This is a genomic window from Coleofasciculus sp. D1-CHI-01, from assembly GCF_040218875.1.
In the GTDB taxonomy this organism is placed as follows: Bacteria; Cyanobacteriota; Cyanobacteriia; order Cyanobacteriales; family Coleofasciculaceae; genus Coleofasciculus.
Genome location: NZ_JAVJQP010000114.1, coordinates 26,925 through 44,072, shown reverse-complemented (window position 1 = coordinate 44,072; position 17,148 = coordinate 26,925). Strand labels below are relative to the sequence as shown.

14 protein-coding genes and 1 pseudogene are annotated in these 17,148 nt (G+C 47.7%); 10 read left to right on the top strand and 5 right to left on the bottom strand.

The genetic code is table 11. The features are described 5' to 3' along the window. Window positions 1–119: 119 nt before the first annotated feature. Both RIB93_RS20775 and RIB93_RS20770 read right to left on the bottom strand, forming a co-directional pair. Entirely contained in the window at window positions 120–296 is a 177-nt protein-coding gene (locus RIB93_RS20775) for a glycine zipper family protein (protein WP_446375179.1), read from the bottom strand. Window positions 297–322: 26 nt separating this feature from the next. Then, the gene (locus RIB93_RS20770) at window positions 323–1,054 is read right to left on the bottom strand and encodes a pyridoxine 5'-phosphate synthase (RefSeq protein ID WP_446375177.1); all 732 of its coding nucleotides are present in this window, start codon (window positions 1,052–1,054) and stop codon (window positions 323–325) included. Between the two features lie 565 nt (window positions 1,055–1,619). Between RIB93_RS20770 and RIB93_RS20765 the strand changes: the two genes are divergently transcribed. The 4 genes from RIB93_RS20765 to RIB93_RS20750 all read left to right on the top strand — a co-directional run bounded on the left by RIB93_RS20765 (window position 1,620) and on the right by RIB93_RS20750 (window position 8,741). Further along, window positions 1,620–3,845, top strand: a complete 2,226-nt coding sequence (locus RIB93_RS20765) for a terpene synthase family protein (protein ID WP_446375175.1) — start codon at window positions 1,620–1,622, stop codon at window positions 3,843–3,845. Window positions 3,846–4,033: 188 nt separating this feature from the next. Next, entirely contained in the window at window positions 4,034–4,954 is a 921-nt protein-coding gene (locus RIB93_RS20760; RefSeq protein ID WP_446375173.1) for an RRXRR domain-containing protein, read from the top strand. A 284-nt stretch (window positions 4,955–5,238) separates the two neighbouring features. Beyond that, entirely contained in the window at window positions 5,239–6,648 is a 1,410-nt protein-coding gene (locus RIB93_RS20755) for a family 2B encapsulin nanocompartment shell protein (RefSeq protein ID WP_446375171.1), read from the top strand. A 692-nt stretch (window positions 6,649–7,340) separates the two neighbouring features. Continuing rightward, a complete protein-coding gene (locus tag RIB93_RS20750; protein WP_446375169.1) occupies window positions 7,341–8,741 on the top strand; it encodes a family 2B encapsulin nanocompartment shell protein in 1,401 nt (466 codons plus the stop codon). Here RIB93_RS20750 and RIB93_RS20745 read toward each other — a convergent pair. Further along, a pseudogene (locus RIB93_RS20745) lies at window positions 8,738–9,059 on the bottom strand (pyridoxine 5'-phosphate synthase); the annotation flags it as partial. The gene RIB93_RS20750 and the pseudogene RIB93_RS20745 sit on opposite strands and share 4 nt — an antisense overlap. A gap of 124 nt (window positions 9,060–9,183) precedes the next feature. Here RIB93_RS20745 and RIB93_RS20740 point away from each other — a divergent pair. Together RIB93_RS20740 and RIB93_RS20735 are read left to right on the top strand one after the other, a co-directional pair. After that, the gene (locus RIB93_RS20740; RefSeq protein ID WP_446375167.1) at window positions 9,184–9,579 is read left to right on the top strand and encodes a hypothetical protein; all 396 of its coding nucleotides are present in this window, start codon (window positions 9,184–9,186) and stop codon (window positions 9,577–9,579) included. Next, window positions 9,576–9,995, top strand: coding sequence for an HNH endonuclease (locus RIB93_RS20735; RefSeq protein ID WP_446375165.1), 420 nt, complete (start codon window positions 9,576–9,578; stop codon window positions 9,993–9,995). Before RIB93_RS20740 ends, RIB93_RS20735 begins: the two co-directional genes overlap by 4 nt. A gap of 239 nt (window positions 9,996–10,234) precedes the next feature. Here RIB93_RS20735 and RIB93_RS20730 read toward each other — a convergent pair whose 3' ends face one another. Together RIB93_RS20730 and RIB93_RS20725 are read right to left on the bottom strand one after the other, a co-directional pair. After that, window positions 10,235–12,148, bottom strand: a complete 1,914-nt coding sequence (locus RIB93_RS20730) for a hypothetical protein (RefSeq protein ID WP_446375163.1) — start codon at window positions 12,146–12,148, stop codon at window positions 10,235–10,237. A 447-nt stretch (window positions 12,149–12,595) separates the two neighbouring features. Further along, window positions 12,596–13,573 (bottom strand): YdcF family protein, encoded by a 978-nt coding sequence (locus tag RIB93_RS20725; protein WP_446375161.1) that lies wholly within the window; start codon window positions 13,571–13,573, stop codon window positions 12,596–12,598. A 330-nt stretch (window positions 13,574–13,903) separates the two neighbouring features. Between RIB93_RS20725 and galE the strand changes: the two genes are divergently transcribed. The 4 genes from galE (at window position 13,904) to RIB93_RS20705 (ending at window position 17,141) form a co-directional block, all read left to right on the top strand. Further along, entirely contained in the window at window positions 13,904–14,902 is a 999-nt protein-coding gene (gene galE, locus RIB93_RS20720) for a UDP-glucose 4-epimerase GalE (RefSeq protein ID WP_446375159.1), read from the top strand. Further along, complete coding sequence (locus RIB93_RS20715) at window positions 14,868–15,332, top strand: hypothetical protein (protein WP_446375157.1); 465 nt, start codon at window positions 14,868–14,870, stop codon at window positions 15,330–15,332. Before galE ends, RIB93_RS20715 begins: the two co-directional genes overlap by 35 nt. 43 nt (window positions 15,333–15,375) lie before the next feature. Further along, window positions 15,376–15,840, top strand: a complete 465-nt coding sequence (locus RIB93_RS20710; RefSeq protein WP_446375155.1) for a hypothetical protein — start codon at window positions 15,376–15,378, stop codon at window positions 15,838–15,840. A 164-nt stretch (window positions 15,841–16,004) separates the two neighbouring features. Continuing rightward, a complete protein-coding gene (locus RIB93_RS20705) occupies window positions 16,005–17,141 on the top strand; it encodes a glycosyltransferase (protein WP_446375153.1) in 1,137 nt (378 codons plus the stop codon). Window positions 17,142–17,148 lie beyond the last annotated feature (7 nt).

Here is a 17,148-nt window from a genome sequence, read left to right as displayed (position 1 = left end):
CGGGTTTTGTTGTTCCGTTATCGGTGAGATAGGGCGGGTTTTGTTGTTCCGTTATCGGTGAGATAGGGTGGGTTTTGTTGTTCCGTTATCGGTGAGATAGGGCGGGTTTTGTTGTTCCGTTATCGGTGAGATAGGGTGGGTTTTGTTGTTCCGTTATCGGTGAGATAGGGCGGGTTTTGTTGTTCCGTTATCGGTGAATAGCGGAATTTATTCCCTAAACCCGCCCCTACAATTATGGCTAAACCCGCCCCTACAATTATGGCTAAACCCGCCCCTATAATTGACAAATGTGTCATGGTATGTGTGGAAAATAAGTTTTGACTTAACTCCCTTCATCCTTTCTCCGCATAGCTTGCTTCATCTCCCGAACTGCCCGTTCTAATCCAACTAGCGAAGCTCGTGCGATAATGCTATGACCAATATTAAGTTCTTCCATACCTTCTAAACAAGCCACTGGGTAGACATTCCAATAGGTTAAACCATGACCTGCATTCACCCGCAACCCAGCCGCGATCGCATCTTGGCATCCTTTGGCTAACAGATCCAGTTGCGTTTGGCGACTGGCTTCGTCTTTGGCTTCTGCATAGGAACCTGTATGCAGTTCAATAAACTTAGCGTTAATTGCCGCCGATGCTTGGATCTGGGCAGGATCAGCATCGATAAATAGACTAACGGGAATCCCGGCATCTTGCAACTGAGCCACCACTTCACCCAGGCGGGATTTTTGACCCGCAATATCCAATCCTCCCTCGGTTGTGACTTCCTCCCGCCGTTCTGGAACTAGGGTAATATAGTCTGGTTTAATATCGAGTGCGATCGCGATCATTTCCTCCGTTGGTGCCATTTCCATATTTAAGTGAGTTCGCACCGTCTGACGCAAGAGTCGGATATCCCGATCTTGGATATGGCGTCGATCTTCCCGCAGGTGTGCGGTAATCCCATCCGCACCCGCTAATTCGGCTAACACCGCCGCCGCCACCGGATCGGGTTCCACAGTGCGCCGCGCCTGTCGAATTGTGGCAATGTGGTCAATGTTGACGCCAAGGGTTAGCACTCGCGTTTTTCTCCTGAAACCGTTTTCTCTACAGCCCTTTATTGTATCTGAGTAGGGGTTTGGGAACCAAACCCCTACCAGTTCCCCCAGGGTCTGTTCAATTAAGCACAAAAAGGCAATGGGCTTGGAGAAAATTAACAATGTTTTAACGTCAAAACGCCACAGCTGAACCACGTTGCCCAACTGGTTAAGTTTTATGACAAAAAAAAATTAGACTCAATGATTTGAGATACTCTGGCTACTGAGATGAAAATTAGGTGTTTTTTTCTGGTGATTATCAGCCACTAGATGGGCTTTAGTAAGTTGGTACTAAGCGATAGCATAATCATTTATTTAAAGAATCAGTGTTACTTTAAAACTGCCTAATTGAGTCAAGCCAGCCTAACTAGCTAGCTGTGAACCAATCGAAACCGTGCTAATCGCCAGTTTTGGCAGGTTTTTTATGAAGTGTTGAAGACAAGGTATAAGACGACTATCTTATATCAAAATTTACTATAGCTATCCAATTCATTGAACTTCCACCCAGGCGTAACAACAATTTTCAGCAAATAAGCGTAAATGAACAATGACATCAAGCCAGCTACCCTTTGAATTACCGGATTTTTATATGCCTTGGCCCGCGCGTGTGAACCCCAATGTACAGGGGGCACGCCTACACTGCAAGGAATGGGCGTATCGGATGGGCATCCTCAGCTCGGATGAGGATACCGTATGGGATGAAGAAACCTTTGAGGCAATGGATTTCGCTGGCTTTGCCGCTGCCACTCACCCAGATGCACCGGCACCGGAGTTGGACTTACTCAGCGATTGGTATGTTTGGGGGTGGTTTGTCGATGACTACTTTCCGCGAACATTCGAGGGTGGAAGTTCAGATATAAAAGAGGCAAAGGCGTATTTGACTCGACTGCTGTCCTTTATGCCCAGCGATCTAGCCACTCCTATACCGGAGTCCCAGAACCCGACTGAATACGCCCTAGCAGATCTGTGGCCTCGTACCGCACCAACGATGTCAGTGCAGTGGCGACAGCGGTTTGTTGAACACATCCGAGTCATGGCAGAAGCCAACCTACGAGAACTGTTCAACACGGGCAATAACCAGGAGTGGATACTCGATCCAGTTGAATACATCGCGCTGCGCCGTCAGATAGGCGGGGTGTTTTGGTCGGCCGACTTGGTCGAACATTCCCTAACGGTTGAGATTCCACCCCAGATCTATGACAAGCGACCGATCCAGGTACTCAATGACACCTACGCGGATAGCGTCGGTCTACGCAACGATATCATTTCCTACCAGAAGGATATTGATGACGGCAAGGTCAATAACTGTGTAGTGGTCGCGGAACACTTCTTCAACACGGAGATCCAGGAAGCTGTTAACGTCGTCAATGACTTGGTGACTTCACGACTATTCCTGTTCGAGAATACCATGACGGTGGAACTACCCCCACTATTGGATGAGTATAGGTTGGATAGTGAGGTACGATACCGGGTATTTCGCTATGTGAAAGCACTGCAAGACTGGATGGCTGGGGATCTGGAGTGGGAACTCCGACCCGGAGGTCGATACCTACCCGCCGAATCGAAAAAGGAATCGGCACTCGGAGGCCCCAAGGGCTTGGGTACGGCAGCGGCGCGTATCGGCTTATCGCCGGCGGCGATGGGACTAAGGGTAAGAACTTATAATTATATTCCTTTCCAGACGGTGGGAAAAACGCCCCTACCCGAGTTTTATATGCCCTTTTCGACAAGATTGAATCCGCACCTAGAAGAAGGGCGACGGACATCTAAGGAATGGGCTTACGAAATGGGAATGATCGGTATTCCTGGCATCAGTTTCTGGGATGAACAGAAGTTTGATGCGATCGATGTGGCGTTGATGTCTGCATTAATTTATCCGGATGCTCCCCAAGCTGTCTATGAGCTGGCGGCAAAAGGCCAGGTTTGGGGTTTTTACATTGATGGTGTATTTGAGGGACGCTACTTAGCGACCCGCAACATAGTGGGGGGTAGAATGTACCTGGCTCGACTATTGGCATTGATCGCTAGCGACTCTGGTCCGATGTTGATGCCAACTAACCCATCGGAACGTGGTTTAGTGTATCTATGGCAGAGAATGACTTCTTTTTTGTCTGCCGAGAACAAGGAGCAGATGAGGGGCTCCCTGGTAAAAATATTTGAAAGTTGGGCGTGGCAACTTGACCACCAGGCACAAAATCGTATCCCCGACCCAATCGATTATATCGAGACAAGCGGCAAGACATTTGGTTTTGATTTCGTGATGCTCTTGAACCAAGGCGAGAAAATGCCCCCTGAGCTTTATGACACTCAACCGGTACAAAGCATGCACAAAGCGGCTGCCAATGTTTCCGGTTTAGTCAATGACATCGTATCCTATCAGAAAGAAATGGAATCTGAAGGCATACTCTTCAATAGCGTGTTGATCGCTCAGCATTTTCTTGACTGTGATGTAGCACAAGCGGTTGAGATTGTTAACAACCTGATCACGGCGCGGGTGCGTGAGTTTGAACACATCGTCGCCACCGAACTCCCAGCGCTCTGTGAGGACTTTGACTTAGATGCAAGGAATCGCGAGCTGCTCTTTAGCTATGTTGAACAACTACAGATCATGATGTCTGGTCTGTCCAAATGGTTCTTGGGTTCCGACTACTACAAAGAATTTGAATTTAAACGAGATCCCAGCCCCAGGAACTTGTTCAATGTGCCTACCGCTTTAGGTTGTTCAGCCGCACGGATAACATCGTTGGTCAACTACTCACGGTTACTTCGTTGAACCGTGAGCTTGGAAGAATCAGATTCGAGTAACAGTTGTCTACCGCATGAGTTTCTAGATGGTACGCACCTCCGGATGTTTTCCTAGTTCGGAAAAACTGCAAGACCTCTGATTAGGTCGCCTTAAGAGGGGACATCTTTCTAGAAATGGCGGTAAGGAACAAGTAACTTGTATAAGGATTATCTCCTATGCAGCGAGTACCAGTAATTTCACCGGGCGGACATCCGCTAATGCCCACAAAGGCATCAAGAGCTAGGCGTTGGCTCAGACAAGGAAAGGCAAAAGTTTATCCGAATGACTTGAATGTGTTTGCAATTCAACTTATATTCAACCCGTCTGGGCATGACACTCAGGACGTAGCTATTGGTATCGATCCCGGTAAACTGTTCAGCGGCGTTGGGGTTCAGAGTTATAAGGCAACCCTGCTACTGCTGCATCTAATTCTCCCGTTCCCCAATGTCACAAAAAAGATCACAGCAAGGCGGATACTCAGGAGAGCTAGACGCGGACGAAGAATCAATCGCAAACTGCCTTATAAACAACGGTGTCATAAAGCCAAACGGTTTGATAACAGAGTCCACAAGAAACTACCTCCAAGTATTAGAGCTAATCGCCAGTTAGAACTGAGAGTAGTCAAAAAAATAGTTCGACTATTCCCTATCTCTAATATTGTTTACGAGTACATCAAAGCTCGTGGTGACAAAGGTTTTAGTCCGGTAATGGTTGGTCAAAAAGTCATGTTGAAATGGCTGGAGAAGCTGGCACCAACAACTACTCAGTACGGCTGGCAAACCTCTAATCTCAGGCAGTGGCTAAAGCTGACCAAGGAAAAAAGCGACAAGTCAAAAGCTGTGGCAGAAACTCACAGCAATGATGGTGTGGCACTGGCTGCTAGTCATTTTGTTAAGTGGAAAGACTGGCATGACAAAAATGCACATGGAGGCTATTGGGATGGTGAAGTGGTTGCCACTGTAGCCCCCTTCAAGGTGATAGCTAGAGTAGGTGTTTACAGGCGTCAGCTTCACTTCTCCAATCCCGACAGCCACAAACCAAAAGCTGATTTGGCGAAATTACGGGTATCAAAAGTCAAAACTCTGGCTCAAACCTAATTTTTGGAGGGGTCTATGGTCTTAATCTAGTCAAGGTCTGTAGGGCTTTCTTGGTGCGATTCATTCCGGTGAAACCATAAGGAGGAACCGGATGCTGAAGGGGTAATCCATAGGATTGAGTTCGCACTTTAATCCCCCAACAGCACAACTCAAATTCCATACAGGTGAGGAAATCTAGTCAAGCTAAAAGCACCCAGCCGCAAGCAAAGACAACTAGAGGTAATAACCATAATTGACCAAAAGTTTACTAAACATTAACTAACATTAACCAAAGGAAAATCATCATGACAGATGCAGCCAATACGCCCCTAGACAATGAAAATGATCAACCGCAGTTGAGCTTAAACACAGCCGCCGCCCGGAATTTAGCAACCACCACCAAAACCAAGCCCCAGATGCAGGGCATTTCGTCACGGTGGTTGTTAAAAATGCTGCCCTGGATACAAGTCGTCGGTGGTGCCTATCGGGTGAACCGTCGGTTTACCTATACCGTTGGCGATGGGCGCGTCACCTTCACCAACGTTGGGGCTGATATCCGCGTGATTCCCCAAGAACTGTGTGAACTGCCATTGCTGCGGGGGTTTGCGGATGAAGAGATACTCTCTGCCTTAGCTGACCGATTTGTGCAGCAAGAATTTGCCGCCGGTGATGTGATCATTCAGGCGGGTCAATCCGCTAACCAGGTCATCCTGATTGCCCATGGTAAAGTGAACGTAATTGGACCTGGAAAATATGATGATGAAGTCGTCTTAGGGGTGCTGGCTGACGGCGATCATTTTGGTGACCAAGCCGTCGTGCAGTCGGAAGATACTTGGGACGTTACCCTACAAGCAGTGACTCGCTGCATTGTTTTGTCACTACCAGAAGAGGCGTTTCGGCAGTTAGTTAGTCAGTCCGAATCATTGCAGACACAGGTCGATCAATACCGCGCTAGCCTGAGCAAACCCCAGAGCGCCGAAGGGGAAGCCTTAATCGATTTATCTGCAGGACATCAGAGTGAAACCCCATTGCCTGGAACCTTCGTAGATTATGAAGTCGCTCCCCGTGAGTATGAGTTGAGCTTGGCTCAAACGGTGTTGCGGGTCAACTCGCGAGTGTCTGACTTGTACAACGAACCGATGAATCAGACTGAGCAGCAATTGCGGCTGACGATTGAGACATTGCGGGAACAGCAGGAACATGAACTGATTAATAACCGCGACTTTGGGTTGCTGCACAATGCAGACCTGAAGCAGCGCATCTTTACCCGTAGCGGTCCACCCACCCCAGATGACCTGGATGAATTAATCTCCATTGTCTGGAAAGAGCCGAGCTTCTTCCTCGCCCACCCCCGCGCGATCGCCGCCTTTGGTCGGGAGTGTAACCGACTGGGACTCTATCCCAACACAGTCCCCATGGGCAACAGCTCAATACCCGCTTGGCGTGGTATCCCCATCTTTCCCAGCAACAAGATTCCCATCTCCAAAACCCGGACTAGCTCCTTCATGTTGATGCGTGTGGGAGAAGCGAACCAAGGTGTCATCGGTCTCCACAAAACCGGTATCCCCGACGAATACCAACCCAGTCTGTCTGTCCGGTTTATGGGCATCAACGAAAAGGCGATCATCTCCTACCTCGTCAGTGCCTACTACTCCACCGCCGTCCTCGTCCCCGACGCCCTGGGCATCCTTGAAGATGTCGAAGTCGGTCGTTAGGAAGAAGGTGAGAACGCTGTCTACCGAGAGCTAATTAAGGGGCAAGTCGGGGCGGGTTTTACAGATAACTTATGGCAACAACTTTGTCGGGGCGGGTTTATTCATATCTGGGTGCAACCCGCCAATGATAGTAGTAAAACCCGCCCCTACATTCAACCCGCCCTTTTCCGGTGGCGATCGCTATCAGCCGAGGGAGCAGGAACCCCGTCGCTAAAAATTAGAAGGGGCAAGGGTTGTGGCTTAAGTTGACACCCATGGTGGGCAGTGCCCACCCTACGGTATATCTTTTTGTGAGTTACGAGCAGTATGGAGTATTAAATTGTAAGCAACCCCGGTCTAAAGACACGGAGCAAAAGCCAAATAAGTTAAAGCTGTGCTTACCAGCCTAAGTCTTAACTGACTACGTTATCGGCAAGTGTTTAAGACCTACCAGTAAATGCGTAGCTAGTTTACTGCTCTAGAACCGAAAAGTTAAACAGTTTTAAGGTCACTGAAACAGTGCTTTTTGGATAGTTACCGACCGATAACATTGGCGAAGCTAACTTTACCCGAAAGGAGACTGAGGCAACCCTACCTCATCGGAGGGGCAACCATACCCCTCCACCCCCGAAAGGGGTATGCGGTTAAAACCGCTATCGCGTGTTCATCCCCGGTCTCGCATACACGGGGTTTCCCACAACGAAGGAGTTTTTATGACAGATGCCGCCAATTTGCCGGTTGAGAGTGAACAGCCGCAGATGAGTTTGAACACAGCCGCCGCCCGGAATTTGGCAACCACGACCAAAACCGTGCCGCAGATGCAAGGCATCACCCCACGGTGGCTGTTAAAGATGTTGCCCTGGGTGCAGATCAAGGGGGGTGCTTATCGGGTGAACCGTCGGTTACGCTATACCGTCGGGGATGGACGAGTCAGCTTTACCAACACGGGCACCGACGTGCGGGTGATTCCCCAATCCCTATGTGAGCTACCCTTACTGCGAGGGTTTGACGATGTTGGGGTGTTAAATGCCTTAGCGGATCGATTTGTGCAACAAGAGTTTGCCGCAGGTGACGTGATTGTCCAGGCGGGTCAACCCGCCGATCGCGTGTTACTCATGGCTCACGGTAAAGTCAACAAGATGACACCGGGAAAATATGAGGAAGACGCTTTACGAGATGTACTCGCTGATGGTGACTATTTTGGGTATCAAGGAATGGTTGAGTCCCAGGAGAGTTGGAATGTCACCCTACGGGCAGTAACCAGCTGTACAGTATTATCCCTGCCGATTCAGGCATTTCGGCAGTTACTCAACCAGTCCGAGGCGCTACAGGCTCAGCTGGATCAATTTAGAGCTCGGTTGAGACAGCCCCAAGACAAACACGGTCAAGCCGCGATCGCTATATCAGCAGGACATCCGGTGGAAACAGTGCTACCAGGGACTTTTGTGGATTACGAATTAAAACCGCGCGAGTATGAGTTGAGTGTGGCTCAAACCATTTTGCGGATCAACACGCGAGTGGCTGATCTGTACAATGAACCCATCAATCAGGTTGAGCAACAGTTACGGCTAACGATTGAGGCGTTGCGGGAACGGCAGGAATACGAAGTGATTAATAACCGCGAATTCGGGTTATTGCACAATGCGGATCTCAAGGAGCGCATTTTTACCCGCACCGGTCCACCTACCCCAAATGACATGGATGAACTCCTCTCTCTGCGGAAGAAGACGAAGTTCTTCCTGGCTCACCCCCGCACCATTGCTGCCTTTGGTCGGGAATGTAACCACCGTGGCATTTATCCCCAGAGTGTTGAGGTAAACGGGCAGATGATCTTCGGTTGGCGCAGCGTTCCTATCTTTCCCTGCAACAAGATTCCGATTACGAAAGCTGGTACTAGCTCCATCCTGGCACTCCGCATCGGTGAGGAGAATGAAGGGGTGGTTGGTTTACACCAAACAGGTATCCCCGACGAATACCAACCCAGCTTGTCTGTCCGGTTTATGAGCATCAACGAAAAGGCGATTATGTCTTATCTGCTCAGCGTTTACTATTCTGTAGCCGTGCTTGTCCCTGACGCACTAGGCATCCTTGAGGACGTCGAAATCGGGCGCTGAGCAAAGGAGGCTTCGTCTTTGGCTTCTGCATAGGAACCTGTATGCAGTTCAATAAACTTGGCGTTAATTGCCGCCGATGCTTCGATCTGGGCAGGATCGGCATCGATAAATAAATAGACTAACGGGAATCCCTGCCTCTTGCAACTGCGCGACGACTTCACCCAGGCGCGATTTTTGACCTGCAATATCCAATCCGCCCTCGGTGGTAACTTCCTCCCGCCGTTCTGGAACCAGAGTAATATAATCGGGTTTAACTAAGAGTGCGATCGCGACCATTTCTTCGGTTGGTGTCATTTCCATATTGAAGTGAGTTAGCACTCGCGTTTTTCTCCTGAAACCGTTTTCTCTACAGCCCTTTATTGTATCTGAAATTATCATAGAACTATCAAAACGATGCCCGCTGTCCTACTCTATAATAGATGCAAGCTCTTATTCCTACATCATGACTGTCCCAATAACTATTAACTTACCCGAAGGTTTAGTTGAATCGGCTCAACGTCTTGGAGAAGCTACAGCGCGAAATATCTCAGACGTTTTAGTTGATACGCTAGAGATTATTTTGCCGACCTTTAATAATCTCTCAGAAATCAACATTAATTCAGAAGTTTATCAGCTTTCCAATGAGGATGTAATTGAGTTAGCTAATTTAAAAATGGATGCCAATCAAAACCAACGTATCGGAGAACTCCAAGCTAAAGGAAAAAATACTGGCTTGACTGAATCAGAACGCTATGAGCTATTAGTTTTAATGTCAATTTATCAAATTGGTCAATTCAGAAAATCAGCCGGATTAGCTGAAGCCGTTCGACGAGGATTAAAAAGTCCTTTATTACCATGAGTTTTATATCTGAAACTCTACGCCAAAAAGTTCGGCAAAGAGCAGAAAATCGCTGTGAATATTGCCTCAGCCATCAAGATTATATTATGGGTAGATTGCAAATTGATCATATACAACCTCTAGCAAAAGGAGGACTTGACACGGAAGATGATCTATGCTTAGCCTGTGAACTATGTAATCAATATAAGTGGATACAAACGGTCAGTGTAGATCCTCAATCGGGGGAAACAGTCTCTTTATTCAATCCTCGTCAACAGGAGTGGAGAGAACATTTTACTTGGAGTACCGAGGGAACAGAAATTATCGGCTTAACGGCTTGTGGTCGAGCGACAATTTCTGCCCTAAGATTAAATAATAATTTAGCTGTTGTTGTGCGTAAAAATTGGGTGAAAGCGGGTTGGCATCCACCAAACTAAAATCATAAATTCCTCCCTAGTTTGTCCAGTGGCTAAACCACCCGTGTCAACTTAAGTTCAACCCCTCTCCCCGATTGATTTTCGTTATGGATGTTAGCAGTGCTTCACAGTTTAGATCCCCCTAAATCCCCCTTCAAAAGGGGGACTTTGATCGTTTATTATTCCCCCTTAAAAAGGGGGGAACTAGGGGGGATCTCTTATTGAGTAACGATTTAACCTTAAGTTGACACCAATGGTGGCTAAACCCGCCCCGACAATTTACTTATACAACTTGTTTGTAACACCACAAATCTCTCCATCTGAAATACTGAACAATCCTCAACTACCCCAGCTAATGCTGGAGTGATTCCCTGAGTTAGCCTCTCTTGCGCCTCTAAAGTGACAGGTTGATAATCTCGCAGCCAATCATGATTGGCTAGATACTCTGGCGTAAAGGCAGTATTGTCTAATAACCAAAAGTCTATTCCATAGCGTTGAATAAACTGTTTCACCTCTTCTAAATCTGGACTGTACTGGGCTTGAATCAAGTCAATTGTGCGTTGGCGAAATTGACGATAATACACCCAATGATAAGGAATCGCATATTCCCGCCCGACTAAAATAGAGCGTTGGGCAAAGGTGGGTAGGTTATCTGCCTCTTCTGATACTGAAGCAATTAAACTGTCTTTGGGTTGCTGTTGGAAGAATTGATACAAAGCAGGAAAATGACCGTCTTTGTATTTAGTTAAGGGAAAGGGTTCAACTAAGTAGGGATAGCAAAGTAACGCGGCGGTGATAAAGCTAATGGTTAGGTAGTGGTAAATTCTTAGTTTTGAGTAGAGGCGAGTTTCTCTATTATTGTTTCTTTTCGCCCTGCGGTCACTAAATCTGCCCGGAGACAGGATGAGATTTTTGAGTTTTTTGGGATGGCAATCTGTTCTTAAAATAGCATCAATAACAATTGTTAAAACTATCCCGGCTGATACGGATAAAAGAATGCGAAAACTATGTTCTGTATAACGACTGGGAAGATGTAGGTTAAATAGAAGTAAATGAGCAACGATGAACATTGAGATAGATGACCAGAAAACTTGAGCTAATACTCGGATCTGAGGAGAAATCGATTTAACTAGGGGGAATAAGTTGGGATATCGGATTAGAATGGGTAATAGTATGCCTAAGGCTAAAGTTGCGGGTCTAACGAAGCCTACGTTTAATACACCACTGCGGGGACCGAGCAAAAAGAAATACCAGGGATTATTACTGAAAAAATAACTGCGTCCAGTTCCCCAAAATTCCGGTAATTCTTTGGCTTGAGTGGCGGTGATGACTGGATCGAATTTTCCGGGGATTAGGGCGTAGCTGGAAATGGCGATTATTGTTACGATTAGAGCTATTATTGATAGATAATGGGTATGGAGTTTGAATTTTTTTGGGAAACGCAGAGGGGCGCAGAGGTAAGCGCAGAGGGGCGCAGAGGTTCGTAGAGGTGAGTTTTTTGAGGGAAAAATTTGTAGGATAAATAGGGCGGCACAAATTAATAGGTATTGGGGATAGAATAGGGCTAACAGGATAATTGTGGCTAGGCAAGGCAGTAGAGATTGGCGTAGTAAGTAGTATAAAAAGGCGAGGAATAGGGGGTAAACAAAGGCTCTGGGGGTGGCTGAGATTAGATCATCTTTCATCCAAAGACTTTGATTGAGTAGTACTGTGGTGATAAAGCCAGCCACAGGTACGGGTAGGAGTTGTAGGGATATACCAAAACAATACCCTGTCGCGATCGCGCAGAGAATTGGTGGTAGGAGTTTGTTGAAGAGAAAGGGATGGATGCCAAAAGCGGCGGCGATGCGGTAAATGGCAGTATATCCCACAGGGGCGACGGATTGGAAATAATTGGCAATTAAGTCATGGGGAAATAATTCGCCATCAATAAACCGTTGCATCCAAAAGACATGCTGGCGGGCATCATCTTGAACAATATAGGCATGACTAAAGGCTTCCCGCAGGGCTAACCCACTGTAAATTGCGGCGATGGTTAAGCTTAAACTGAACCAAAATACAACGTGAACCGTTAACCCTGTTGTTCTAGGTTGAGTTAAAACGTTTTGCAGAGGTTTACGTCGCATAAAATGGTAAAGGTTTAAGTATAATCCTCTCGTGTAGAGACACGCCATGGCGTGTCTCTACTCTTAAAGCTTAAAGTAAAATGGTATTACTTTAGCAAGATGAATAAAATTGAATTTACTTGAATCATAAAACAGTAGGCAAATTTCCCCGTGCAAAAAACGCGAAGCAACATCTGGCTTCCCCCTTTTGAAGGGGGACGGGAGGGGGATCTAAAAGGGGGACGGGAGGGGGATCTAAAAGGGGGACGGGAGGGGGATCTCCGGGGAGTGAATCTCTAGTTTCTTGCTCACTGACTGAACTTGTCATCGACCTGAGGTTATAGGCTGTTTTTAGCTTATCCGATAAAGTCTTGAATGATAGGGAAGATAGGGCGGGTTTAGCTGTATCTGGGTAAAGTAAGCAACAATAATGGTGAAACCCGCCCCTACAAACCCGGTTCCCTTGAGCCAAGTGAAGGGTTACCACCTTGCCGATTTTTCAGATTCGCGAAATGGTTAAACAACGGCGGGAGCTTGCCAACCTCGCAAATAATAGTAAATCGAGGCGTAAAACTCTTCCACAATTCGCGTCGTGACAGTCAGCGCTTCTACAGAGGGGATAAAGGATTCAATCCACTGGTTGACTGTGGATGTTGTTCCGGGTTGAACGGTAAAGAAGCCGGTCGGTTTAGCCACAATATTGTTAAGACCTACACTTCTAAACGCCTGTTGAGCACGACGGCTGTTATAGGCTGAAGTAACCAGAAAAACGCGATTGTCTGCTATTCCCTGATCGCGTAATATATCTTCAACTTCTTCGGCGCTGGTGCGGAGATTGGTACCCGTGGGTTCAAGCACAATCCGAGTTTGGGGAACCCCAAACTGAACCAGTAAGGCGCGGATATCATTGGCTTCGACAATTTGGTCTTGATTTCCTTGCAGGTTAGGTCGAGGACCAGCACTAACCACGACTAAGGGGTTATTGCCAGATTGTCGATACAGTTGAGCGGCATAAAGAATGCGATCGCCTGTATCGGTGAGTTGAATTTGGGTTCGAGGCGGTTCATCGGGTTGGGTAGTGCCTTGTCCAAGAACCACAATCGCTGAGGCGGTTTGAGCCGCCGCCGACTCAGGCGTAACCACAGCTTGTTCCGTGCTAGCCGCCAACAAGTTAGAGAAAAAGGGCGTGCTGGCGAGGAGTAAGATTAGTAAGGCTGCCATAACCTGGTTCTTTGACTTATCCAGCCCTTGGCGGAGGGCAAAACCCAACAGCACGATGGAAGCACCGACAGGTTTCAAGAAAAACGAGAGAACCTGCCAAATCGTTGATATGGCATCATTGCCGGGAGAGAAAAACGCCACAACAATGAAGCCAAACAGAAATAAACCCCCAAGCAAGGTAAAATACTCCTTGGGGATTACCTTCTTAAACAGGTTGTAGAGAATAACTGCAATCAGCAGCCAGAGTAGGATTCGAGTCAGTAGTAAAAACATTGTGTTTTGACGGTGTAACGTTTGGACAGTGAGCGAGGAATTGTTACTTGTTAGTCTGACTCCTCAAAATAACAATTAACAAGTTAGGGGTGATTGGGATCAGGTTTTGTGTAACGTATCACTTGGGGAGAGCATGGTTCAAATAACCCTAACACGGGCATTATACTCGTCATTGTCCACAAGGATGAGGGAAATGAGGGAAAGGGGGGAGAGGGGCGATGGAGAAGAGGGGGGAGAAGCCGTTTTGAGCCAAATTACTATTCAAGCAAAGACAAATAGCGAAAATATTTGTAAAGTTAGTCTATAAAACGAAACAGGGACGGTTTGAGCGTGTCGCAAGTCCAACCGGAAATTCTAGTGACTGGCGGAGCTGGATACATTGGCTCTCACACAGTCTTAGCCCTACAACGGGCAGGTTACAACGTCGTTGTACTGGATAACCTGGTCTGTGGACATCGAGAATTCCTAGAAGAGATCCTGAAAGCGAAATTGGTGATCGGGGATGTGGGCGATCGCACTCTGTTAGACCAACTCTTCGCCAGCCACAATATTGCTGCTGTACTTCACTTTGCCGCCTATATTGCCGTGGGCGAGTCGGTCACCTGTCCGGCTAAATACTACCGCAATAACGTCAGTGGTACGCTGACTCTCTTAGAAGCCATGGTCGCCGCCAATGTGAAAACCTTAGTGTTTCCCTCCACCTGTGCGGTCTACGGGATGCCTCAGCGAGTACCAATGACCGAAGACCATCCGCAAAATCCGATTAATCCTTATGCGACGAGTAAGTGGATGATGGAGCGCATGTTAGCCGACTTTGATCGCGCTTATAATTTACGTTCCATTGTGTTTCGCTTCTTCAACGCGGCTGGGGCGAATCCCGAAGGACTACTCGGTGAAGACCATTACCCAGAAACCCATCTGATTCCCTTAGTTCTGTGGACAGCATTAGGCAAACGGGACTCGATCGCTATTTGGGGGACAGACTACTCCACCCCAGACGGAACCTGCTTGCGCGATTATATTCATGTCAGTGACTTGGCAGATGCCCATATCCTCGGGCTAGAGTATTTGTTAGGTGGCGGCAAGAGTGAAATCTTTAATTTAGGCAGTGGCAATGGTTTCTCCGTGCGACAGGTGATTGAAACAGCAAGGCAAGTCACCCAGAAAGAGATTAAAATCATTGAGTGCGATCGCCGCCCTGGTGATGCACCGATTTTGGTGGGTAGTAGCGACAAGGCGAGGAAAATTTTGGGTTGGTCTGCCAAATACCCGGAGATCAGTAAAATTATCAGCGATGCTTGGCAGTGGCATCAACGGCGTCATCATTAGTAAAGTATGGACAATTGCTATTTTCTTAGAAACTGGGAGTTCACATAAGTTTTTTGAAGCAGTGAAACAATTATCGGTGAATAAACACACCCAGACTGGAAAGGCTACAAACAACCTCAACTCTACCAACAAAAGGACTCTTGCCCTAGAAGCTCGACTCAGCCGTTTGGAATCCATTGTTGGACAAATTGGTGAGGCGGTGCTTGCCACAACCGAGACGGTTGAGTGTCTAGGCAAGCGGGTTGATGCTTTGGCTGTGCAGGTGCAACACCAAGGGCATCAAGTTCAACAACAGGGTTACCAACTCTTTGCCTTGAGTGATGCGGTGCAAACCTTAGCCGAAAACCAAAATGAGTCACTCGCAGAACTTGGAGAACTCACTGAAACACTCCAACGCCTTGCGGCTGCCATCGAAGCCCAGCAGAAGTAAGTAAGCTAGGAGTAGCGTTAAACTGTTGGACGGCTTATTCTTAATGAACCTAAGAGCATTCATGTATCGTCCCCGGCGAAATTTCCTGTGGCTAAGTGTCACGGCTGTGATTAGCCTATTGGCAGTAAGCTGTGGTCAGAGCAAGGTTGCCCAGTGTAATCAAATGATTCAAGTGGCGAATCAGGCGGTCAGTGACGCCAAAGTCGTGACCAGTGGTGTTCAAGAGGAAAATCCGCAAGCTGAGGCAATGCGACAAGCGGCGGCTGTCATGGATAAGGCTTCTGAAGAAATGAACGCGATCGAGGTAACCGACGAGACGTTGCAAGACTATCAAGCCAGTTTTGTCAACATGTATCGCGATACGAGTCAAGCGATGCGGAATTTCGCGGTGGCGTTTGAGCAGAAAGACCGCCAAGGGGCGGAAACAGCACAGGTGAGTTTACAGCAAGCAACGACTCCAGAAAAGCAATTAGTTGATAATCTTAATGCTTACTGCTCCGGTCAATAGTGATATGAGGGAGATGAGGGAGATGGGGGAGATGAGGGAGATGAGGGAGATGAGGGAAATGAGGATCATGTAGAGACGTGCCATGGCACGTCTGGAAGCTGGGGAAAAATAAATGAATGAAACTACGCTTATCTGAGCAGTATTGGATTGGGGGATAACGATTCTTGAAGTATGCCTTGGTGCATGAGTGGCTAACGCCCAACGCAACGGGGGGTTCTGAACTGGTGGTTCGAGAAATCCTCAAGTCCGTTGAGGCGGATTTGTATGCCTTGATTGATTTTGAATCCTCGAATCCCCAGAGTTACTTGTTTGAGCGTCGGATTGGCACGACCTTTCTACAGCATTTTCCTGGGGCGAGGCAGGGGGTACAGAAGTATTTACCCCTGCTGCCCTTAGCCATTGAACAGCTAGACTTGCGGGATTACGATGTGATCCTCTCCTCCTCCCATGCGGTTGCTAAAGGTGTCCTCACCCGTCCACAACAGCTACACATCTGCTACTGCCATACACCGATGCGCTACGCTTGGGATTTGACCTTTGATTACCTCAACAGCAGCGCTGTGGGGCGGGGACTCCCTGGGTCAATCACGCGGTATCTGCTGCATCGGTTGCGTCAATGGGATGTGATCTCAGCCAATCGAGTGGATTATTTTATTGCCAACTCCCGCCATACCGCACAACGGATTTGGCGCTGCTACAGGCGAGAGGCACAGGTGATTTATCCTCCGGTTCAGACTGAACGGTTTTCTTTCCAGGCTCAAAAGTCAGATTTTTACTTGACGGTTTCTCGATTGGTTAGTTATAAGCAAGTGACTTTAATCGTGGAGGCGTTCAATCAACTGGGATATCCTTTGGTCGTCATTGGCGAGGGATCACAATTGCAGGCGCTGCGCCATCTCGCTAAACCCAACGTGCAAGTCCTGGGTTTTTGTCCCGATCGCGTGGTCGAGGAGTATATGGCACAGGCAAAAGCCTTTGTCTATGCTGCCTGTGAAGATTTTGGCATTGCCTTGGTGGAAGCGCAAGCTTGTGGTACACCCGTTATTGCTTATGGTGCGGGTGGGGCTTTAGAAACCGTTCGGGATATCCGGAAACATCCGGATAAGGGTACGGGTCTGTTTTTTCTAGACCAAAGTCCCCAGGCTTTGATGGAGGCGGTGAAAGCCTTTGAAGCACGAGCCACTGCCTTTAGTCCCGAACAGATACAATTAAACGCGGCTCAATTTGCGCCAACTGTGTTTAGCGATCGCTACTTGACGTTTCTGGACGGCTGCTATCGAGACCACCTGTCACGATCTTGAGTCATAA